The sequence below is a fragment of the Spirosoma validum genome, from assembly GCF_014699035.1.
GTDB lineage: Bacteria > Bacteroidota > Bacteroidia > Cytophagales > Spirosomataceae > Spirosoma > Spirosoma validum.
This window is the reverse complement of sequence record NZ_JACXAA010000001.1, coordinates 358688-380838: the sequence shown is the minus strand read 5'-3', so window position 1 is coordinate 380838 and position 22151 is coordinate 358688. Positions and strand designations below refer to the sequence as shown.

General features: G+C 46.9%; 16 protein-coding genes. 5 read left to right on the top strand and 11 right to left on the bottom strand.

All coding sequences use genetic code 11. The annotated features are described in order from the left end of the window. Positions 1 to 26 precede the first annotated feature (26 nt). Positions 27 to 1352, bottom strand: a complete 1326-nt coding sequence (locus IC230_RS01540) for a M24 family metallopeptidase (protein WP_223860169.1) — start codon at positions 1350 to 1352, stop codon at positions 27 to 29. 255 nt (positions 1353 to 1607) lie between these two features. On the opposite strand from IC230_RS01540, the gene IC230_RS01535 reads away from it, so the two are divergent. From IC230_RS01535 to IC230_RS01520, 4 genes are all read left to right on the top strand, one after another. Beyond that, a complete protein-coding gene (locus tag IC230_RS01535; RefSeq protein ID WP_191037198.1) occupies positions 1608 to 4322 on the top strand; it encodes a DUF5686 and carboxypeptidase regulatory-like domain-containing protein in 2715 nt (904 codons plus the stop codon). A 76-nt stretch (positions 4323 to 4398) separates the two neighbouring features. Then, positions 4399 to 4878: an MOSC domain-containing protein gene (locus tag IC230_RS01530; protein ID WP_191037836.1), complete on the top strand. Its 480-nt coding sequence runs from the start codon at positions 4399 to 4401 to the stop codon at positions 4876 to 4878. 456 nt (positions 4879 to 5334) lie between these two features. After that, positions 5335 to 7050 (top strand): histidine kinase dimerization/phosphoacceptor domain -containing protein, encoded by a 1716-nt coding sequence (locus tag IC230_RS01525; protein ID WP_191037197.1) that lies wholly within the window; start codon positions 5335 to 5337, stop codon positions 7048 to 7050. A 9-nt stretch (positions 7051 to 7059) separates the two neighbouring features. Continuing rightward, positions 7060 to 7800, top strand: coding sequence for a response regulator (locus IC230_RS01520; protein WP_191037196.1), 741 nt, complete (start codon positions 7060 to 7062; stop codon positions 7798 to 7800). A gap of 110 nt (positions 7801 to 7910) precedes the next feature. On the opposite strand, the gene IC230_RS01515 is transcribed toward IC230_RS01520, so the two are convergent. The 9 genes from IC230_RS01515 to IC230_RS01475 all read right to left on the bottom strand — a co-directional run bounded on the left by IC230_RS01515 (position 7911) and on the right by IC230_RS01475 (position 19759). Further along, positions 7911 to 8693 carry a hypothetical protein gene (locus IC230_RS01515; protein ID WP_191037195.1) on the bottom strand — a complete coding sequence of 261 codons (783 nt, stop codon included), beginning with the start codon at positions 8691 to 8693 and terminating at the stop codon, positions 7911 to 7913. A gap of 71 nt (positions 8694 to 8764) precedes the next feature. Beyond that, positions 8765 to 9427 (bottom strand): HAD family hydrolase, encoded by a 663-nt coding sequence (locus tag IC230_RS01510; RefSeq protein ID WP_191037194.1) that lies wholly within the window; start codon positions 9425 to 9427, stop codon positions 8765 to 8767. Between the two features lie 53 nt (positions 9428 to 9480). Further along, on the bottom strand, positions 9481 to 11910 hold the full coding sequence (locus tag IC230_RS01505) for an endonuclease MutS2 (protein ID WP_191037193.1): 2430 nt from the start codon (positions 11908 to 11910) through the stop codon (positions 9481 to 9483). A 187-nt stretch (positions 11911 to 12097) separates the two neighbouring features. Next, the gene (locus IC230_RS01500) at positions 12098 to 12628 is read right to left on the bottom strand and encodes a hypothetical protein (RefSeq protein WP_191037192.1); all 531 of its coding nucleotides are present in this window, start codon (positions 12626 to 12628) and stop codon (positions 12098 to 12100) included. Positions 12629 to 12648: 20 nt separating this feature from the next. After that, the gene (locus tag IC230_RS01495) at positions 12649 to 13875 is read right to left on the bottom strand and encodes an AGE family epimerase/isomerase (protein WP_191037191.1); all 1227 of its coding nucleotides are present in this window, start codon (positions 13873 to 13875) and stop codon (positions 12649 to 12651) included. Between the two features lie 78 nt (positions 13876 to 13953). After that, entirely contained in the window at positions 13954 to 14205 is a 252-nt protein-coding gene (locus tag IC230_RS01490) for a hypothetical protein (RefSeq protein ID WP_223860167.1), read from the bottom strand. A 32-nt stretch (positions 14206 to 14237) separates the two neighbouring features. Next, positions 14238 to 14498: a hypothetical protein gene (locus tag IC230_RS01485; protein ID WP_191037190.1), complete on the bottom strand. Its 261-nt coding sequence runs from the start codon at positions 14496 to 14498 to the stop codon at positions 14238 to 14240. A gap of 118 nt (positions 14499 to 14616) precedes the next feature. Beyond that, positions 14617 to 16377 carry a RagB/SusD family nutrient uptake outer membrane protein gene (locus IC230_RS01480; protein ID WP_191037189.1) on the bottom strand — a complete coding sequence of 587 codons (1761 nt, stop codon included), beginning with the start codon at positions 16375 to 16377 and terminating at the stop codon, positions 14617 to 14619. Between the two features lie 73 nt (positions 16378 to 16450). After that, positions 16451 to 19759 (bottom strand): SusC/RagA family TonB-linked outer membrane protein, encoded by a 3309-nt coding sequence (locus IC230_RS01475; RefSeq protein ID WP_191037188.1) that lies wholly within the window; start codon positions 19757 to 19759, stop codon positions 16451 to 16453. 289 nt (positions 19760 to 20048) lie between these two features. Between IC230_RS01475 and IC230_RS01470 the strand changes: the two genes are divergently transcribed. Next, entirely contained in the window at positions 20049 to 21695 is a 1647-nt protein-coding gene (locus IC230_RS01470; protein WP_191037187.1) for an NFACT RNA binding domain-containing protein, read from the top strand. Here IC230_RS01470 and IC230_RS01465 read toward each other — a convergent pair whose 3' ends face one another. Then, the gene (locus tag IC230_RS01465; RefSeq protein WP_191037186.1) at positions 21696 to 22139 is read right to left on the bottom strand and encodes a VOC family protein; all 444 of its coding nucleotides are present in this window, start codon (positions 22137 to 22139) and stop codon (positions 21696 to 21698) included. It abuts the gene before it with no gap. Between the last annotated feature and the right edge of the window lie 12 nt (positions 22140 to 22151).

Here is a 22151-nt window from a genome sequence, read left to right as displayed (position 1 = left end):
GATCCACCGGCGAATCAATCTCTACCTTATTTAACGTATCCCAACTTTCTCGGAATCGTATAAATTTCGGTCTGGCGACCGTCGATATACCGGAACGATTTCCCATCGAAAAAGCCATCTTCTTCGAGCATGATACGGACCACTTTTTTCCATTCAGGAACTTCGACGGCTGCGTTGAGCTCGATGGAATACGCTGTGTTCGCCAACAACGGGTAATCGCCAGCGCCGGGAACACCTTTCTGCTGATCCCACAGACCAATAGTAGGGCCCGCTGCGTGTCCGTGAACACCGATCGGATGCGTATAAATTGTGCCTGTAATGCCTTCTTTCTTCGATTGTTCCAAGGCCGCCAGCAGCATCTGATTCCCCGTTTTCCCGACGTTGAATTGTTTGGTCAGAATATCCTGTAAGCGATTCCCCTGTTTAAAAGCGGCTTTGATCGATTCCGGTACGTCAGTTTCGCCCGGACGTAGTACGTAAGCGTGTTGCTGCTGGTCAGTGTTCAGGCGCAGGTACGTAATGCCAAAATCAACATGTAACAAATCGCCGGGCATAATGACCTGTTTATCGGGTCGCTTCGAGAAGGTTCGTAAGTGATTGAAGTCTGTATTGTCGGCACGCTGAATATCGACAGTCGGATGAAACCATGTATCCAGTCCCAGTGTCGTAATACGCTGACGAAACCACCACACGACGTCATCAGTCGTCGTTACGCCCGGCTGAATGACTTGCTCCGAGAATCCTTCCTGAATGATCTGATGTGATAACCGACAGATGAGCGGATAAATCGCCATCTCTTTCTCCGTTCGGGTTTCAAGCCAGCCAACGGCTACTTTCTCGGCCGAAACGATACGTTTCTGATACTCAGCAGGCAGTTTTTTTAGGAATTCTTCATGTTCGGAGAAGGACAACCCGTCGGCATGACCATAATTCGTTGACATATTCAGTCCGATTTTTTTCGGCTTACGATCTTCGATAATCTTCGCCAGCGCTTCCCACTGATTGGGCCGCACGTCGATATCCCACGCGCCTTTGAGCAAGTTTCCTACGTCGTAGCGGGCAATAGCTAACTTTTCAACCCCTTTATCTCCACCCTGGTCAAAGAACACCATAATCGTCCGTCGGCGGGCGGAGAGCCAGGTGCTTGGCAGCATAGTCCGGAGAACAGGGTCTTCGTTGTATTCACGGGAGATGATAATCCACATATCCAATCCTTCCCGACGCATGAGTTGGGGAAGGAGATTGGTAAAGCGGTCTTCCAGAATTTCGTCGATCACGCGGGAGCGCTCGCGTTCGGGCAGGACGCTGGTCGGGGAGGGTGGCTGGGCAATCGCCGTTGATAGAATTATCATGAAAAGCGATAAATTGAGGAGGAAGTGTACTGATTTTTGCATAGAATTCAGGTTGTAAGCAGTTTGGAGCAAGATACACAAAGACCTTATAGATTTTTAACAATCAGTGCAGACAACGTTTTCCGGCTAAGTCGCATCTACGCCATTAACTACGTTTTTTCGTTAATTACTGGCAAAAAGCGTTTATCATGGATAAAATGCGATAATACGTTCGTTTGCTTATTACAGGCGGATCAGACGATAAGCCACTCCCGTATGAAAGTAACCTTCCTTATTCTATTGAACTTCTTGTGCGTATCATTAGCCGTAGCCCAGACGGGATTACGCGGTACGGTCAAAAATAAACAGGGCGATGTATTGCCTTTCGCAGCTGTGATCGTAAAGGGCACTTCGAATGGTACCATCACCAATGCCGAAGGACGGTATGAAATTGCACTGGCACCGGGCAAATACGAGATTGTTTTCCAGTATCTAGGCTTTCAAACCATACAACAATCCACGGAAATCGGAACGGGATTCACTACGTTGGATGCGACGATGGAAGAGCAGGCTTTTCGATTGGCAGAGGTTCAGGCGAAAGCTGGGAACGAAGATCCGGCCTATACGATCATGCGCCGGGCCATTGCCAAGAGCCGGTTTCATCAGTTACAGGTTCAGCGATTCAAAGCGCGGGTTTATACGAAATCATCCTTCACCGTAGTGGATTTGCCCAACTTGGCCGAAATGGCTTTTCGTAAGCAATTAAAAGAGGCCGAGCGTGATTTCAATTTTAAAGTAGGCGTACCGGTTCTGAACGAAACCGTTGCGGAAGTCTCGTTCAGTCAGCCCAATACGTATCGGCAACGGATTCTCGCGAACCGCAATTCACAGGGTGATTTTCTCAGCCCGAACCAGTTCTATAACGCTAGTTTTTATAGCCCGACCATCGGCGGAACCGTATCGCCCCTGTCGCCGAAAGCGTTTGCCTACTACAAATTTGAATATAAAGGTACGTTCCGCGAACCTGGCCCGGATGGTCAGCCGATCGAGGTCAGTAAAATTCAGGTGATTCCGCGTCAGTATGGGGAGGGCGTTTTTCGTGGAACCATTTACATACTCGAAAACACCTGGGCTATTCATAGTTTACAGTTAGAAACCGTTACCAATATTGGCGTTTCGATCACGGTGCGGCACGTATGTCGTCCGATTCAGGGGGTTTGGATGCCGACAAACCAACGCTATAGCGGCAGTGGTTCGTATTTGGGCGTAAAGGCGAATGGCTATTACATACGCAATCTAACCTTCAGCGAGTTTGTGGTTAACCCCGCTTTTGTGGAAGAAATCGAAGTAGCTGACGAAAAGAAAGGGCCGCCTGCCCAGAGCTTGTCGAAAAGTGATATTAAAGGCAAGCCGCTTGACGATCTGGTGAAAAAGCAAAAGGAGTTCTCCACTAAAAATCTGCGTCAGCTTGTCAAGGAATACGAAAAGCAGGAAAAACAAGCCCGGAAAAATCGAAAGGAAGACGTAACGGTTGTCCGTGATGACTCTCTGGTTGTGGATTCGCTGGCTCGTCGGCGCTCCAATGTATTCTGGGATTCGTTACGTTCCGTGCCGCTTACGACGGCTGAAATGAAAAGCTACCGCAAAGCGGACAGTTTGGGGCTAGTACGTGAAATAAAGGTTCCCGGCACGGCTGACACCACACGGCGTGACAGTACCGATCGACAGAAAAAATCGCGGAATAAGTTTTCGCCAGGCCAATTGCTTAGCGGTTATACATGGCGGTTGAGCAAACAGACTTCATTGAATTACACAAGCCCACTGGCGCAAATCGAGTATAATACAGTGGAGGGCTATACACTGGAAGCGGCTCTTAACCTGCGTTATCGGAGAAAAGTAGATTCCGTCAATCGATTTGTGCAGATTCCGCTCGGCGAATGGAACATTGGCGGAACAGGTCGATACCAGTTTGGACGGAAAGGGTTTGTAGGCTATGGACAGGCGAGTTACCAATACAAAACCACACGCGTCGGTTTATCCGGCGGACGATATTTGTATCAGTTTAACCCAGACAATCCCATCAGCCCACTGCTGAATTCATTGACATCGCTGCTGTTTGAGCAAAATTTTGCCAAGCTCTATCAGAAAGATTTTTTGAATCTGACCGTCAGAGCCTTGCCTTTCAAGAGTCGCGTTACGTTATCGGGTAGTCTGGAGTACGCGCAACGTACTGAACTGGCGAACTATCGGGAAGATTTGAAACCATGGTTTGACTGGAAAAACCGAGCCTTCACGCCCAACCGGCCCGATAATGCGGAGGTGGCAACGACCGTATCCACGTCGACAGCGTTTCCAACACATAACGCTTTGGTCTTAAACGTAACAGCTTCAGGCCGGTTGGGGGCTACGCAATACACCATTCGTAACGGTCGACGTATTGCCCGGCGCGACAATGATGCGCCCTTGCTGACGCTGAACTACCGAAAAGGTATGATGGATGTCGATTATGACTTTCTGCAGGGGAGTATCAGCCACTCCTTCGAAACCGGCATTCGGAGTCGACTGAACTACCAGCTTAGCGCCGGCGCGTTTTTGACTAATCGAAGCGTATACTTCCCCGATTTTAAGCACTTCGCCGGAAACGAATTTTTCTTCCAGCAGGGCGATGTTGTGTCCAGCTTCCGACTCTTACCCTATTATCAATATAGCACGGCCAATCGCTTTGCCGAAGGACACGTATTGGCTGAATTTCGGAAATTTCTGGTTACTCAACTTACTATCGTCCGGTTAATTGGTCTGAAAGAAAATCTGTTCGTGAATTATCTATATACACCTTCCTCAAAACACTATACCGAAGTAGGCTATGGTTTGGATGGGATCATTCCACAAGTACTGCCCTTTTTTCGGGTGGAGGTGATCTCGCAATGGCAGGATGCAAAGTACCAGGGCTTAGGCTTCAGAATAGGCACTACGTTGAAATTTGGCAGGTAATCGTATCCTGGACGGCCACGTCCGGGTGTGAATACATTTATCTTACCCGGACGTGGCCGTCCAGAATACGTTTATGATGCAAAATATAAAAGACCTTTTCGACGTATTTCCGCGTCCGGGTCGGGTCGAGTGGATTGGGATTCGGCTGGAACGACGTGAGCCTGTTCAGGTTGTCGATTCAATTGACGTCTCCGAGAAAAAAGGGATTCTGGGAGATCACTACAGCGGGCAAAGTGGCAACCGGCACGTAACGCTTATCCAGGCAGAACATCTTCCCGTTGTGGCCGCGCTGACAGGGCGTGATACGCTCGACCCAGCCTTGTTACGTCGAAATATTGTCGTATCTGGCCTGAATCTGCTGGCACTCAAAGAGCATCAACTTCAAATTGGCGATGTTATTCTGAAAGTGACGGGTCAATGTCATCCCTGCTCAAAGATGGAAACAGCGCTTGGCCCAGGTGGCTATAACGCGATGCGCGGGCATGGCGGCTTAACGGCTAAAGTTATCCGGGGCGGTAAAATGCAGGTAGGAGACGCTGTAGTGGTAAACCAATAACAGATACCTACCATTCGTCTAATTATCAGAAACCTATTGGGGTCCGATCACAATGCTGTTTCTTAGCACCATGATCGGACGTCAGTAGGTTTCTGCCTAGATAAGAAATAATGAAGGTTAGAGCCAGAGAATAGTGAGTATCGGCTGAAATATAAACAAATTGGTTAGCTTAAGAGGTGTGGATTAGCGGAAAGCCTGATGCGTAAAGTTAGTGGCTTGTTTTTCGACTTAATACTTTCTCAAACATGCCTTTTTTTATAGCCATAAGCAATTATGAACTTATGAGTCTACGATTTTTTCTTCCTGACTATCAGAATTTTCTTGTGGGCTCAATCCGGTCGGTAATCCATACATATTTCGCTAAATTTGATGTAGAATATACCTCCGACCTCTTTTCAAACCTCTTCACTAATGCCGCCTTTTGCTTTGTATTGCAAATGCTTAATGTTAGTGGCAATGCTTGTATCCGTCAGGGGATTAAGTCAGGGAGTTACGAATCTGAAGCTAAAGACGGACCGGTTACAGCATGCTAAAGAACTAGAGCAGGAAGCGATTAAAAAACGTGACTCAACTCAGTTGGCGGAAGCCTGGTATCTCTACGGAAAGATTTACGCTTTTGCGGGCGATTATAAGTCTTCACAAAGTTATTTTCTTAAATCACTACAGCTACTTGAACCTAAAGGGGATTCTTTCGAAGTAAGTAGACTGTACGTACGATTGAGTGAAAACGAAGTTAAGCAAGGCCATCTTGATAAAGCACTTCATGACGCTAAGCGCTCACTCAGTATTTCAGAGCATATCCGGTCTGACCCCGCCTTAATGCGTTCATATGGTGCTTTAGGGCAAGTTTACGAAGCGATTTGGCATAAGGAACCGCGAGGACGGCCAGCATACTATAGCGCTATTATTCTCTATTACAGGCAGATTGAGTATCTAGGTTATAAATCAAACGATACGATAGCTGTAGCAGAGGCCTTAGCCAGATATGGAAATTTTTTGGCTAAAAATGATGACAAACGATCCGTCTCCTATCTTCAAAAAGCGCTGTCGTTCTTTACGCGTAAAGGCAAAGACATTGGCCGACTGAATGTTATGATTCATTTGTCATCAGCGTATAGTACATTCGGACAGTTTAAATTAGCGGGGTCAGTGCTACGTAAAGCGGAAGCCTTATACGATGAAAAAAAGCTGAACGAATATGACTTGCGTGTTCTGTTGGATAGGCAATTTGTGCGCTACTTCGAGGCAACTGATCAGTGGGAAGCGGCTTTCGAACGGCTGAACAAATTGAACGCGTTGGAAAAAGCGCAACTTTTGTCAGACTACGACGGTACGGTTACGCGCTTGAACATAGAATATGAAACCAGGAAAAAAGAATCAATTCTGAAGGCGCAGAAAAAAGTAATAAACCTGAATGCTGAAAATCTACATACGCAGCAAATACTTACTGCTGTAATCGGGATTCTATTCCTGATTGCTACAGTTCTTAGTATTGTTTTTTTTCGATTATATCGGAAGAATCAACGTATTAGTCTCCGGAATGTACAACTGGTAAAAGAGCAAAATCATCGGGTAAAAAATAACCTTCAGGTCGTGTCAAGCTTGCTCAGCCTGCAATCTAAACGGTTGACGGATGAAGTGGCTAAAAAGGCCATTGAAGAGAGCCGGTTACGGGTTCAGTCTATGGCCATTATTCACCAGCGTCTATACGATGGAGATAGATTAGCCGAAGTTAACTTGGAAGATTTCATCCGGGAATTGGTCTGGGGTGTACTTCGGTCCTACGGATATTCGTCGGTGGAAACGGAATTCACGATTGAAAATACGTCACTTCCTGCTGATAAAGCTGTTCCACTAGGTCTAATCCTCAATGAGTTAACAACGAATGCCTGCAAATACGCTTTTCCATACAGAGCTAATCCCGAATTGAAAATTAGCTGTCATCGGCAAAGTAACAGGCTGAAAATTATGGTAGCGGATAATGGCCCTGGCATGGATGGGCTGACTTGGGCAGATACTCTCATGGACGAAGCCGTAGAATCGGCAACCGCCGTAAAAAAATCCTCGTTTGGCATGCAGCTCATTCAAGCCCAGACAGAACAATTATACGGTACGTGTCGATTTGAGGGCGATAATACAGGTGTACTGTTTACTTTGGAATTCAACGTGTAAGAAAGACGGATGAGATCACTAAAGATTCTGATTGTTGAAGACGAGACCATTACAGCCATGGATCTTTGCGAAACGCTCGAGGGAGCGGGCCATGAGGTAACGGCTACCGCTCGTACTATTGAGCAGGCGGTGAAAGCGGTCAGAATGAACCCGCCCGATTTGGCTTTGATCGACATTCATCTGGAAGGTTCCAGTGCTGACGGGATCGCCACGGCAAAGAAGCTTTTGACTATTCATTCCATGCCCATTATTTATCTGACGGCGAACTCGGAACCGGAAACTTTTCAACTGGCTAAAGAAACGTTGCCCATTGCTTATTTGCTTAAACCGTTTCGACAGGAGGAGCTAAAGCTGCAGGTTGAGCTGGCCTATCATTATTTTCAGTCTACTCTGGATGATTTTACCGATCCGCTGGCATCAGAGCAGGTGTTTCTGCCAGTTGATAAAGGCTACGAAAAAATAAATTCGACGGACGTTCTGTACGTAGAGGCAGACGGGTCGTATACGAAAGTATTTCTGCTTGGGCAGAAAACGCCGTATCAGATCAGTGCTAATCTAAGCCATATGGCCCAGTACTTTCCGTGGCCTAACTTTCATCGGCTATCACGATCGTTACTGGTTAACCTAAACTATATCAAGCGTATAGAAGACAATTACCTGTTTATGAACGATAATCAAACGGTTTTGCAGATTCCTGTCGCCAGCCGAAAAGAATTGATGAAAAAACTGAAGATTGTCAGGACGAAGTAGCTGGTAGCCTGGACGGCCACGTCCGGGTATGAGTATATCTATCTCATCCAGACGTGGCCGTCCAGGCTACAAACTCATCGCTCAATACAGGTAGAAGGCAACTGACAGCGTTACTGCCGGGGTTTAGTAACTGATTGCTCTGGATCGGGAGTAATTCGGCTAGGGCGGTTAAAGCCATCCCGATACCGATTTCGTAATTGCTGAATGGTGTTGATCAGGTCGTAATCTTCTGATTTTAAAAGAAACTCATCATCTAAGTCACAGAAATCAAAAAAACGATCGATTTCATCCGCTTTTAGGTTCGTTGATTGCTCAACCAACAGCCGGAATCGTTCTAAAGCCAGCGCGTGCCGCCGGTCCTGTTGCATGATGTAGTACGCTTTCCGGTCAGATTTGGGCCGTTTTCCGAACATCTCATACAACAGCGTTACGCCCGCACCATCGGCCAACCGATCGAAAGCCTGTTCGCCCGTTACTTTTTTGGAGGCCGTTGGTTCATCCAGAATTTCCTGAATTTCACGCTTCACTTCTTCATACCGTTTTCCCGTTACGGTGACCTCGGCGAGGTCGACAACGCGGTAGGGCATAGGTGGAAGCGCACGGGCAACAATGGTTGGGTTATTAGCGCCTTCGTACAGAATGCCGACTCTGGCATACAGCTGACTGGTTAGAATCAGCGAGTCGCCGGGTTGAACCGTTAGAAAAAAACGTCCACTGGTATTCGTGCGCGCCCGTTGACGAGTTCGCTGGTTAATAACCGTTGCCCGATCAACACCTTGCTTTGTAGCCTGATCCAAAACGGTTCCGACAACGTATTTGCCTTGTGCCCACGCGCTACCCGACCAGCCCAGCAGGCTGACAAGGAAAACAGATATGAGGAGCTTGTTGAGCATCGTAAACAACTAACGCTTCGCGTGAAACTGGCTTAAAAGACAAAAATACAGATTGCTTCCGGTTAATCCCGTTAAAAAACCTTAATCAACTGCTGTAGGCGATCGAGTGTCATCTCCGTAAAATCGTGCGCTACGTCGTCGACAAAAGGCCGTAGTTCGTCTGGCGACTGGGTTGTGGCCATGGCCACTACGTATGATCCAGATGCTTTGGCTGCCTGGATACCCGTCATCGAATCTTCAAAAATAACGCTGTCCGCTGGGTCAACACCGAGCATTTTCATGGCTTTCTGATAGATTTCAGGATCAGGCTTTGGATGACTGACCATGCTTTCGTTCAGTAACGTATTGAAATAGGAGCGAATACCGAGCGTATCGACAACAAAATCAAGGTTTTCAACGGGCGCCGAAGTAGCGATGGCCATCTGGATACCGGCTTTCTTTAAAACAGCTAAAAAGTCGATTAGTCCTGCAATGGGTGTGATAACCGGACGATATAATTCGCGAAACAGCGCTTCTTTCTCGTTACTCAATCGCACGACTTCATCCGATGCAAGGGTCTGATCCGCAAACAAATGGGCCACAATATCGCGATTGTGTTTACCCGAAACGTACTGGACAAAATCATCATCGCTCAGATCTTTGCCGTTACGTTGGTAATATTCGCGCCAGGCGGTGCGGTGGTGCGGATTGGTGTCCACAATCACCCCGTCCATATCAAAAATAACTGCTTTCATTCGTTAGTCGTTGTTGTGGTGTCGGACGCACCGCCCGACACTAGATCTATAAATTATTTCATTTTCACAATCGTTACGCCCGCGCCACCCCGGTCGGCGTGTTCATCCTCCATCCGCCCAACCTGTTTGTAGCCACGGAGGTGATTACGTACAAGCGTCCGCAAAATGCCATCGCCTTTACCATGAACAATCCGTAATTCAGGATAGCCGAGCATCAGCGCATCATCAAAAAAACGGTCTACTTCACCAATGGCTTCTTCGCCCCGCTTGCCCCGAATGTCGAGGTTGAAGCTGAAGTTCTGCATTTTCTCGTTCATGTCAACGCCCTGGCTACGCGGACGATCGTCGCGTACGTCGGTTGCCGCTTTGAACGTTTTCTTACTAACTTTTTCGAGTCGGTTCAGCTTGACGGTTGATTTCAGATCCCCAATTCGGATTTCGGCATCTTTACCACGTAGCGACATAACCTCGCCAATAGCATTCTGGCCAATGATGCGGACGTAGCTGCCAACGTTAATGGCGCCCCCATCTTTCTCAAACTCTTCCTCTGTTGGTTGCGGTGTTTCAACAATGACCGGTTCGGGCTTCAGTTCTTTTTGCTCGAACTTCTCCAGTTCCTGCCGAACCTGTTTCGTGGCATCGCGCTCAGCTTTGTTTTCCTTGATCTCCCGAATTGTATGCTCAATACGTTGGTTGGCTTCCTGTACGAGCGCTTTGGCCTTCTGCTTGGCATCATTAACAATCTGTTTCTGCTCGTTATCCAGACGGTTTTTCAGCGCTGTATATTCAGCCAGCTGTTGGGCTACTTTGCGCTGGTTGATACTTATTTCGAGGTTCTTCTCCGAGAAAACACGCTTTTCAATATCTAACTCTTTCAACAGCTTCTCGAAATTAACCTGTTGATTCCCCAGTTTCTCTTTCGCTCGCTCAATAACGCCTTTGGGCAAGCCGATTTTCTGAGCAATCTCAAAGGCAAACGAAGAACCCGGCCGCCCAATTTCCAACTGATAAAGTGGTTCGAGGTGTTCACCATCGAAGCGCATAGCCCCGTTGATTAACCCTGACGTTTTATCTGCCATCACTTTCAGGTTCGTGTAGTGCGTATTGACCACACCATAGGCGCCCGATTTGTTGAGATCTTCCAGAATTGACTCGGCGATAGCACCACCCAAACCCGGTTCAGTTCCTGTACCGAATTCGTCGATTAGAAACAGCGTTCGCTTGTTAGCACCGATCAAGAACTGCTTCATGGCCGTCAGGTGCGATGAATACGTACTGAGGTCATTTTCAAGTGATTGTTCGTCACCAATGTCGATGAACAGATTCTGAAAAACGCCCATTTCGGAATAATCGGCCATGGACACCAGCAGGCCGCATTGCAGCATATACTGCATGAGACCAATTGTTTTCAGCGCTACCGACTTACCACCAGCATTGGGACCAGAGATAATTAAAATTCTGGCTTTATCATCTAAACGAACGCTTAGCGGCACGACACTCTTCTGTTGTTTTACAAACGACAGATAGAGCAGTGGATGACGAGCTTCCCTCCAATTGACAAACGGCCGATCATTCAGTTTAGGCATGATCGCATCCAGTTGTACTGCCAGTTTGGCTTTGGCACGAATGAAATCAATCTGAGCCAGAAAATTGATCGCCTTTTTTAATTCCTCCAAATGGGGGCGAATCTGGTCCGTCAGGGTAATCAGAATTCGATAAATTTCTCTACGTTCTTCGTACTCTAACTCCCGGATTTCATTGTTGGCGTCGAACACTTCGGCGGGTTCCAGAAACACGGTCTGACCCGTCTGGGACTCATCGTGAACGAATCCTTTGATTTTCCGTTTGTGTTCGGCGGCAATGGGAATAACGAGCCGCCCACCCCGTACCGTCAGCGACAGATCGTCGGGAATCCAGCCGTTATGCCTGGCCTGGCGCAGGATGCTGTCGAGTCGTTTGCGAAGGTTTGCCTGTTCGCTAATGATCCGTCGGCGAATACTGGCCAGTTCAGGCGAAGCGGAATCACGAACATTTCCCCGATCGTCGATGACACGTTCGAGCGAATCCGTTATTTTTTTATCGACAGCCACGGGACCAGCTAATTCACGCAGAAATGGGAACGTATTGGCTTCGTCACGCTTATCGCTATTTCGGACCAGAAACCGCAGGCATTCCTGAACGGTACGTAACACAAGCTTTAAATCAAAAAATTCAGCTTCGGTTAACGCGAGACCTTCTACGCGGGCACGGCTTAGGTGCGGCCGAACGTCGATGTAATTACTGTTCGGAAAGTCGGGTTCGTACTGAACAATTTGCTTGAACTCCGTTGTCTGACGAAGAAGTTTATCGATTAGTTGAGCATTATCCGTAAAGCGAATTTTATCGACGTAATCCTGTCCCAGCGGACTGACACAGGCATCTTTAAGCCGTTCGCGGATAGTATCAAAGCCTAATTTATTTTCTAAGGTATTTGGGTAAAGCATTCGGTGAAACTGACGCTCAATATCGGCAGATGAAAAACTTGGCTAACTAGTATGATTATGGCTGACCCGAGCGGGTCGGCTTTACAGGAATAACGTTCAGGAAGGGGCGTGGGTTCGTTGACGTAATGATTCAGTTAATTGGGAGCCAACGTGTAGCGTTACAAGACAAATTACTACGTAGTGAATTTTAGTTTAGCTCCATAAAACCAGAGTACGTTTTGAACTGCGTATACATTGTTGCTCCCAACAGATTCCATTCGAGCAGACCATCTACGCGATACGTCAATTTCCCTGGTGTTGCGGTTGTTTCAACAAAAATAGTCTGCGGTCTCCATCTGTGTCCACTTGAAAAGCCTGTCTTGCTTGAGGTCGCTTCGATGGGCAGCATTTTTCCTGAGGTCTTTTCGCGCCCGCACAAAACGAGCAAGTCAGTTGTTGACAAAAACGTTTTATCAATAGCAATTAACGTAAATTTTGACGTAGCGGGCAGTACGCTATCTCTAGAAACAAACGTCCATTTTCTGGCCTGATTAGTTTCCGGGATAACTACGTCGCTCTGTTTACCTGAATTTCCTGCAAATGCTAACAGACCAAACACAAAAATAATCGAAGCCAACAGGCTAAGGTGTTCCCGAATGAGTTTCGTTGCCCGGAAACAGATGCTGATAAAAAAAAGAAATAGCCCGAGGTTCATAACTGCCCAGCATACGTATAGCATAGTCGTTTAATTCGTTGAGATCACCGCAGATGTTCCAGACGTTCGAGCATTTCGAGACAGGACCGGCTATTGTGGTACGGACATTTCCACATGCTGATTTTCTCGTTGCCCAACACTTTATGATCAGCCGTTACGCCACTGAACCATTCGCCCTTCTTAAGATCGAGCAAATATTTTTTGATGAACTCCCAACTGCTCACCGATTTATCTAAAAATGCCTGTTCGTGTGTGAGCTGATAGGCGTTCATGAAGCCAACCATGGCTTCGGCCAATACCCACCAGGAACGCTCACGGTTGAGATGTCCGTTGGGCTCCAGTTCGTAATTCATGCCTCCGTCTGTCGGGTCAAAGCCATCGACGGCCGCTCGTGCCATTTTTACGCCAAGCGCACGCACGGTTTTCTGTAACGCCTTATCGCCTGGATTTTTAGCAGCTAATACGTCGGCAGCTTCGGGTAGGAGCCAGGAGGCTTCAATGTCATGCCCATACGAAATGGCTGTCCGTCGAATATTCCAGTCGTTATCCATGAACAGATTCATTCGGTACGTTGTGGGGTCAATGATATGCTCCTGAAACATACGTAGCATCCCGCGAATCTGATCAGCCACCGACTTATCAGGCCAAACGCGATACAGACAGGTAAATGCCTCCAGAATGTGGAGGTGTGTGTTCATCGTCTTACTTTCCTGATTGTCGTATTTGCTGATAATGTAATCGGTTGCCGGCGACCAATCTCGTGCGAGTGCTTCAACAAAGCCACCTTGTTTGGCCGGGTCGCCGTCGCGGTCATAGGCGTATTTCACCATGTGCCCGAACTGTTCTTTGGCTAACGCGAGGGCAGGAGCGGAGTGCGTCGCGTTGGCGTATTCGCTTAGTCCATACAACGCAAAGGCTTGACCATACAGGTGCTTAAGTGGGTATTTAGGTTGCCCGGTAGCATCGACCGACCAATACACGCCACCATATTGTGGGTCAACGAAATGTTGCTGGATGTATTGAAAAGCTTTGTCGGCAACAGGCTGGTATTCCTCATGGTGCGTATGACGCAAAGCCGCCGAGAATGTCCATAGAATACGGGCGTTCAGAACGATACCTTTATCGGCTTTAGGATCGGGCTGATTTTGATAGTTGACTCGACCGTAAAAGCCGCCGTGTTCAGGATCAGGTGCATAGCGTTGCCAATAAGCCAGAATGTCTTTGTGTTCCTGCCGAAGCTCGGCACGGAGTTGATTAAGGTCGGGACCCATACAAAAGCGCGTTTGCAATAAATACCTGTTGGGGTAAAACTACAAACGCGCAAAAACTTACTCTTTATTCACAATCGCTTAGTCGTTCTTTTCGCTATTCGATTCGCTGCCACTTCGATTGCTGCTATGGCCTGAATGACCATGTCCACCCTCATTCGTGTTCTCAACCGAACCCGTAGCATCATGTTCGTCTTCGGTGCTTTGCTTACTCTTGTGCTTACCACGTGACGTCTTTCCCTGCGCTTCATCGGGCAGGTTGGTATTCAACTCGTACTTTTTCGTTTCATCAGCCGTATCGCGGACGGTTGGTTGGGGGGTTCCTTTGCTCATAAGGCTGTTATTAGTTTGTACATCGATTAGTGTCACTTCCGGCTACCATTTCGGCTATCACTATGACCGGAATGACCATGACCACCCCGTTCATCGGCGAGTTCACTTTTGCTTATATCCTGAAGATTGTGATTATCTTCTTCGCCCTGTTTGGTTTTGTTGGTATTCGTCATCGTCTTTTCACCGTTAGGCCGTTGGCCACCGCTATTTTGAGCGTTCTGATTGCGGCTTCGTTCTCTACCTGGCTGCGCATCGTTTGAGCCCGGCTGGTTAATGGTTTTGTTGTTAGCCATGACGTTAATTGGTTTGTTGTCTGACTATGAAACAGCTTAGGAATGAGGATTGTTATTAAAAAAACAAACCGGTCTGCTTAGCAGTACCGGTTTGTTTTTACAGAATTCCCCGCGCTAATTAATAGTTGGGATTCTGCTTAAAGATTCCACTTTGTAGATCCATCTGGGCTTGTGGAATCGGCATATACTCATCTTTGCCTGCCGTGAATTTAGCTCCGCTATACCCCACCGATAGCTTGGGACTTTCGTAGGCTAAGAACTTATTCAGTACGTCAGCGGCTACTCCCCAACGAACCAGATCATAGAATCGGTGGCCCTCGCCTGATAGTTCTAACTTACGCTCAAACTGAACAGCCGTGCGGGCAGCATCTTTACTGGCGAAAGCAGTTGTATAGTTGCTGATCACGTAATTGGCAGCGTTAGCACCCGCAGCTGTTTTGACCCAGGCGTCTTTGTTCGCTGCTCGTGTACGAACCTGATTTACGTAAGTACGTGCCTTCTCTAAGCTACCGGTAGTTGCATCGATTTCCGCTTCAGCGGCCATCAACAATACATCGGCAAAGCGAATGATGCTGTAGTTAATGGCTGAATAACCATCCGTCCACGAGCTACCGTCCGTCAGAGTTTTATCCTGTGATTTATAAAAGACAAACTTCTTGGGTGAATAGGGACCAGCAAAGCCCTGGTCACGAATCCAGGTCAGGCCAGGGTGCACCTGCCAATCCAGGTAAGGAATTCCCCGACGGCCGATAGACCAATCCAGTCGTGGATCAACAGGACCAGCATCTGGCACGAAATCAGCTTTAGAATCAATACCCTGATCATTTTTCAGTTGATTGGTGCCAGTGTTATACGAGCCATCCAATAGGGGTAATCCATTTGTATTGACACGGAACGAGTTGGCTAACTCGAAACTAGGTGCAAAGAAACCGCAGCAACCGGCTGGCCCGTTTGATCCCGTATTGTACGGAAAGTTCAAATCTAATTCCTGAGCTGAGTTCGCTACATCACCTGTATTAGCCGCAGCCTGAATCGCAAACACAGATTCTTCGTTATTATCTTTAGCCGCATTAAAAGCATCAGAATAATTAGCGACTAAAGCATATTTCTTCCCGTTAGCCGTTACCCCACTGCTGATAACCTGATCAAAAAGGGTCTTCGCGTCATTGTATTTTTTCTCGTAGAGATACGTTTTGGCTAAATAAGCCATAGCAGCCCATTTATTGGCACGGCCAGCCGCTCCCGAAGTTTCGGGCAGATTATCCTGAGCATATTTAAAATCAGCTTCGATCTGAGGCCAGATGTCTTTATCGTTCTTTATTAGTTCGATGCCTGTGCCATAGTCAACCGTTTCATCGATGTATGGCACCATATTATATGAGCGTTTCAACTCAAAATAATAATGCCCTCTCAGAAAGCGTGCTTCTCCGGATATACGCTTTTTGTCGTCGGCTGTAACATCGCTGCCAGCCGTTGGAAGCAAACGTAGCACAGTATTAGCACGACTGATTCCTTCGTACATGGCCCGCCATTTATCATTCACGTCGCCATTCGTTGGCAGCAGTTCATACCGTTGGAACGTAGTGAAATTACTGTTTCCACCCGCGTCCCCGGAGTTTGATCCTTTGTTGGCCTCACCTCCTGAAATACTTCCCCGTACCCAGTTATATGAACTGGCAATACGTGAAAAGCCCCGACCATTTAGTTGAGCGTAGGTAGAGATCAGCGTGCTCTCAATACCTGATTTAGTGGACAGCTGGCTATCACCGCCACGCAACGTACCGGTAGGTGATAAGTCCAGAAACTTGTCTTTACAAGCGAACGTAGCCAGCATTAATACGGCTGTTAACGTTGCTCCTTTTATAATAGGCTTTTTCATGGTAAGATTTGCCTGAAAAGTTTGATTAGTTGGTTCGATGAGTATTCACTCGTCGAACCGTTTTTTGATATGTTTAGAAACCAAAGCTTAAGCCAACGTTATAGCCCCGGGTAATTGGATAGTTACCAACATCGATACCAAAGTTCGTATCGGCTGAGCCACCAACAGCTGGGTCTAAGCCCGTGTATTTCGTGATCGTGAACAGATTTGTTGCCGAAAGCGAAACCCGTAGCCGACTCAGATTAACCTTATTCAGCATGGTAGCTGGGAAGGTATACCCCAGGTTAAGGTATTGAAGGCGTCCGTATGAGCCGTTCTCAACATAATACGAGTTAATCTGTGTATTCGTACTGAAGTTAGAGGCACTTTCAAAAATGGGCACCGTTGTATTCATATTAGTTGGCAACCAGGAATCTTTTACCCGACTGCTCAAAGCGGCTCCCGTAAACGATGGGTAGAAATCAGTGAACCAACGGGAGTTATTAAAGATCTGGTTACCCAACGAGGCATACAATTGCGTATTCAGGTCGAAACCTTTGTATTTCAAGGTAAGCGTTATACTACCCGTAAACTTAGGAATTGGACTGCCTAGGAATTGGCGATCATTGTCATCAATCTTATTATCAGGACCTGAACCAGGCGTAGCTCCTGCAATGTCCTGATAGCGGAAACGACCTGGTCCTGCGCCACTCTGCTGGGGAGCTGCTGCAACGTCCTCTTTGCTATTAAACAGCCCAATCACTTTATACCCGTAGAAAGAAGAAAGAGGATGCCCCGGTTCGTTACGAACAACGGCTGGTAAGCGTGTACCACCCCCCGTGAAGTAAGGTACTGTCGGAGCAATCGCCGTAATCTTATTACCCAGAACGCTACCAATACCCGTAACTTCATAACTCCAATCGCTGGAAATATTGCCACGGTTCGTGATCAAGAGATCGATACCCTGGTTTCGCATACCAGCGAGGTTAAGGAAGGGTGCCGATGCTCGTGAACCAACCACGCCGGGAAGAGGCAGTTGATACAGCAAATCTTTGGTGTCTTTCCGCCAGATATCGAGAACAACTTCCAATTTGTTGTTGAAGAATGATCCGTCAATACCAATGTTAGACGTGATGCTGGTTTCCCATTTAGCGTTGGGGTTACCAAGCTGACTGCGGAAGAAGCCAGAAGCGATAGAACTGTTCGTACCTGATATGTCATAGCCATTACCAGGATTGGAGGTGAACAGATTATACTGGTTGGTAGAACTCAGGAAGTTGGAGTTACCCATGAGTCCGTAACCACCCCGAATTTTTATATCCGAAATCCAGGGCAAGTTTTTCATGAAGTCTTCTGACGAAAGCCGCCATGCTACCGAGAACGCAGGGAATACACCAAAGCGGTTATCAGGGCCAAACTGAGAAGAGCCGTCACGACGAACTACACCAGTTACAATGTATTTGTCATTATAAGTGTAGCGAACCTGGCCAAATAGCGAGTAGAAATTGTTTCCTAAACCATAATAGCCGTTCACCTGGCGAGTAGAGCCTGGCGTTGTCGTGCTAAGTGATACGTAGTTTGGATCAGTAACGGCCGGATTCAAGCCAGACCCATTAAGGCCACGACCACTACCTGTATTCAACGCTTCGATACCCACCAGAGCACTGACGTCGTGGATGTCAAACTTATGCTTATACTGCGCCGTATTGGTGAACGTCCAGGTTAAGCCCGTGTTGGCGCCCTCATTGAAGACGTAGTTCGTATTGTTCTCCGAGTTTTCGTATTGAGCCCGGTTATACGAATTGTTGTAGTTGAAGAAATAACCACCACCAAGGCTACTCCGAAGCGTTAAGTCCGGAATAACGTCGTATTCAAGGTAACCGTTGCCAAACGCAAAGATTGTATAGTTCTGGTTGTCGGCTGCTCCCGTGCGGTTTGCTACTGGATTACGTGGGTTGTTAAAACCAGATGCAGCCGTACCTGCGTAACCACCAAACGAATTATATACTGGAATAATAGGTGGCATACGGAATGCCAGCAGGACATCATTCTCATCTGACGCTACGCTGGAATTGTTGTTGGTATTATTGCCAAGCGAACTTCCAGTACTCCCCTGAAGACCAGTTGCCGAAATGTAAGCAAATTGGATATTCTCGCCAAACCGTATTTTTTTAGTGATATCAAACTCCGTATTAGCCCGGAGGGTATAGCGGGAAAAGTTGTTATTGCGAATGATACCTGCCTGCTGTTGCATACCCAGGCTTAGGTAGTAACGGCTGGATTCTGTACCGCCTGAGAAGCCTAGCGTGTGACGCATAAGCGGGGCTACACGCGTAATTTCTTTGTACCAGTCTGTGCCTTGTTTGTTGGCAGGAATAACCAGATAAACAGCGCCGTTAGCCGCATTCGTATTATACTTTAAGCGTTCGGCAGCTAAATCGACGGCTGAAGCAGCTACGCCCGTTTTATCGCCCACTAACAAATAATCCGGTAAAACAGGCGTTTGCCCAGTACCGTACTGACCGCCAGCCAAACCTGTAAAACTGTCGGGACCAACGGTGCCGCCTTGCTGAAAAATATCATTCCGGCGCGCCTGCCATGTCCAGTCGGCTTGTTCCTGTGGGTTCAAAATAGGCTGTCCTTTTCCAGGATCTGTAACGCCATATAGGCCATCATAGCTAATACTTAGTTTCTGAGCCCGACGTTGGCCTTTTTTGGTCGTTAGAACAACAACCCCAGCCGCAGCCCGTGCTCCATAGATGGATGCTGAAGCAGCATCTTTCAGTACGGTTGTTGTTTCAATATCATCCGGTGCTATAAATTGAGTGCTTTGAATTGGTACACCATCTACTACGTATAAGGGTTGGTTGCCACCAAAGGATCCGAAACCACGTACCCGAATCTGACTGGTTGTGCCAGGCTGGCCATTTGTAATAACCGTTACGCCCGCGACACGGCCCTGCAACTGCTGCTCAACGTTAGTAGAAGGAACAACTTTCAACTGAGCCGGTTTTACTGTTGATACGGCTCCTGTTACGTCCCGGCGATTCTCAGTAGAGTATCCCGTTACAACGACTTCGCTTAAGGCAGTGGCGTCGTCTGCCAGCGTTACGTCGACTACCGAGCGATTTCCGATAGCCACTTCCTGCGTCTTAGCGCCAATCGATGAAATTACGAGGACTGGATCTGTACCGCGAACGCTGAGTGAGTAATTGCCATTCGCATCTGAAGATGTACCTGTTTGTGTACCCTTCAGTACGATGTTGGCCCCTGGAACTGGGCCATCAACACCCGTAATTTTACCCGTCACACGACGGTCCTGAGCAGAAACGCTGAGGCTCCACAGTAGGAGTACTGTGCCTAGCAAAGCGGTCTGCAGGTACCTGTAAAACGATGCTTTCATGAATATTAGGTTGGTTATTAAATTGGTAAAACGGATCAATATTAGATTAGTTAAATTATATTTCAAAGAGAAATTTTACCAATAAAATGCTTGTAAACCGCTAAAAGGATTAGTTATTATTTGAAAATTTATATATCTATTTCTGGTTTATGACTGATTATCACTACGTTAATATGTGTTTAGTAGTTTTTAACAAATATTAATTATATTTTTTGTTGATAATTTTTAGTTAAACTTATAATTATTAAAATTTAGTTATAAGCGATTTAAGGCATATTTTTGAGCAGTTATGCATACAAATTACTACTTCCTTCGACAGCTCGCACCTGCTCTTGAATCGCATTTAATGCCTTCTGGGAGTCAACCAGATCGACCTGTTTCTGGCCTTCTATTTATGGAATGTTTTAGCCAGGATCGAGATGAAGTAGTGCTGGTTTTTGCGCAGGCAAGGGGGAAAATGAACTATTATAAGCCATTTTACATCAAGGCTACTCTCCGTCCTGATTTCTCTGGGTTGCTATTTCCTGAGAGTGTGCAACGTGCCCGAAGTAATAGTGTCGACCTGTTTGCCTCGGTCATTGGTATAGCAGGAGAAGAGCGAGCGGTTGTAGGCGTTCAATCGTTTTTGAATGAACGCTGTCTGGCTATTTTATTGGAAGGCAATTTCTCGTTATTGTTCAAATTCTTTGGCAACCGACCAAACCTATTGGCCTTTCATAATGATCAGGTCATTGATCTGTTTAATCAGCAATTAGTCACGGATCGTCAACTACTTTTCAGTTCATTTGTTCGTCCCCTTGATCAGTCCTACGAAGCTTTCGAACGTGCCGATTTTAATTACCGAAAACTATTCCCAACGTTTGGAAAAGTAGTCAATGAGTGGATTGACGAGCAACTAAACGATAAACAACAGCTAAACCGAAAGGAGCAATGGGCTGTGATTCAGGATGGAGTGCATCAACTGGAACATCCCCGCTACTACCTGACGCGTCTGAATCATAAACTAACATTTAGTTTGTTGCCTGTGGGCGAGATTCAGCGAACGTTCGATGATCCTATTGAAGCCACAAACCGCTTTTTCATAGCTTTTAATGGACTTAGTACGTTCGAACATGAGAAAGCAGACCTATTGCGGTTACTTGATAAGCGCCGAAAGCGGGCTGAAGCGTTGATAGAAGCCTCTATGCAACGGCTCATCTCGCGCGAGGAGGGGGTTAGCCACGAAGAAATGGGCCATATTCTGATGGCAAATCTGCAGGAAGTTTCAGCGGCACCAGGGGCAAAATCACCTGAACGGATAACCTTATACGATTTCTATCGGGATCAGCCCGTTACACTGAAGCTTAAACCCGATCTTAGTCCACAAAAAAATGCTGAAAACTTCTATCGTAAAGCGAAGAATGAGCAAATTGAAGAACAGCATTTAACGGATCAGATTGCCAGTCGGGAAGCAGCACTGATCCGTATTGATGGGCAGAAAGCGACTATAGAGACTACACAGTCCTTAAAAGAATTACGGCGTTACGTTAAGCAGCAGAACTTACTTGATGCCGATACGTCGGTTGGTACAACTGAATCTGGCCAGCTCTTTAAAGAAGTGGTTGTTGATACGTTTCGAATTCTGATCGGGCGAAATGCAAAAAATAACGACTTGCTCACGCAGAAATACACGTACAAAGATGACCTATGGCTCCATGCCCGGGATGTGTCTGGTTCACACGTGGTTATAAAATACCAGGCGGGTAAAGCGTTTCCGAAGAACGTTGTTGAGCGAGCTGCGGAATTAGCCGCCTGGTATTCAAAACGTCGAACAGATAGTCTGTGCCCAGTTACGGTAACCCCCAAAAAATTTGTTCGTAAACCAAAGGGTCTTGCCGAAGGGCAGGTCCTGGTCGACAAAGAAGACGTAGTGCTGGTTGTTCCGAGAGGAGATTGATTACTTTTTCTCTTCATTTAATTCAAACAGGTAGCCATCTGGATCGGAAAAATAAAGCTGTACAATGCCATCAAAGCGTACCTGGCGGTGATAGGCTATGTTTTTCGCTTTCAAGTACTGCTCAGATTTATTGATGTCCTCTACAAACAAAGCAAAATGACCTCCATTACGGTCGTGAGCAACGTCTATAGTACGACCGTTTAGCAAGTGGATTTGCTGGCCATTCCCTAAGTCGAACCAGGCGCGGGTAGCTTTCAGATTATCAGGCACTGGAAGGGGTTTAAGCCCCATCATGTCACGATAAAAAGCGGCACTCGTCGGTACGTCTTTGACATGAATAGAAGTGTGATTGTGTCGGGTGATACCAAGTTTATCCTGCCCAAAAACTTGCCCGACTATTCCTGCACCAATGGTAAATAACAGAAGCGTTATACTATTTTTCATAGAAGAGCAAAG

Bases quoted from the DNA above. Each gene is read 5' to 3' on its own strand.
- IC230_RS01490 (WP_223860167.1), bottom strand. From the start codon at position 14,205: ATGAGCAAAGGAACCCCCCAACCAACCGTCCGCGATACGGCTGATGAA.
- IC230_RS01500 (WP_191037192.1), bottom strand. From the start codon at position 12,628: ATGCTATACGTATGCTGGGCAGTTATGAACCTCGGGCTATTTCTTTTT.
- IC230_RS01510 (WP_191037194.1), bottom strand. From the start codon at position 9,427: ATGAAAGCAGTTATTTTTGATATGGACGGGGTGATTGTGGACACCAAT.
- IC230_RS01480 (WP_191037189.1), bottom strand. From the start codon at position 16,377: ATGAAAAAGCCTATTATAAAAGGAGCAACGTTAACAGCCGTATTAATG.
- IC230_RS01485 (WP_191037190.1), bottom strand. From the start codon at position 14,498: ATGGCTAACAACAAAACCATTAACCAGCCGGGCTCAAACGATGCGCAG.
- IC230_RS01465 (WP_191037186.1), bottom strand. From the start codon at position 22,139: ATGAAAAATAGTATAACGCTTCTGTTATTTACCATTGGTGCAGGAATA.
- IC230_RS01470 (WP_191037187.1), top strand. From the start codon at position 20,049: ATGCATACAAATTACTACTTCCTTCGACAGCTCGCACCTGCTCTTGAA.
- IC230_RS01495 (WP_191037191.1), bottom strand. From the start codon at position 13,875: ATGGGTCCCGACCTTAATCAACTCCGTGCCGAGCTTCGGCAGGAACAC.
- IC230_RS01475 (WP_191037188.1), bottom strand. From the start codon at position 19,759: ATGAAAGCATCGTTTTACAGGTACCTGCAGACCGCTTTGCTAGGCACA.
- IC230_RS01540 (WP_223860169.1), bottom strand. From the start codon at position 1,352: ATGATAATTCTATCAACGGCGATTGCCCAGCCACCCTCCCCGACCAGC.
- IC230_RS01505 (WP_191037193.1), bottom strand. From the start codon at position 11,910: ATGCTTTACCCAAATACCTTAGAAAATAAATTAGGCTTTGATACTATC.
- IC230_RS01535 (WP_191037198.1), top strand. From the start codon at position 1,608: ATGAAAGTAACCTTCCTTATTCTATTGAACTTCTTGTGCGTATCATTA.
- IC230_RS01530 (WP_191037836.1), top strand. From the start codon at position 4,399: ATGCAAAATATAAAAGACCTTTTCGACGTATTTCCGCGTCCGGGTCGG.
- IC230_RS01525 (WP_191037197.1), top strand. From the start codon at position 5,335: ATGCTTGTATCCGTCAGGGGATTAAGTCAGGGAGTTACGAATCTGAAG.
- IC230_RS01520 (WP_191037196.1), top strand. From the start codon at position 7,060: ATGAGATCACTAAAGATTCTGATTGTTGAAGACGAGACCATTACAGCC.
- IC230_RS01515 (WP_191037195.1), bottom strand. From the start codon at position 8,693: ATGCTCAACAAGCTCCTCATATCTGTTTTCCTTGTCAGCCTGCTGGGC.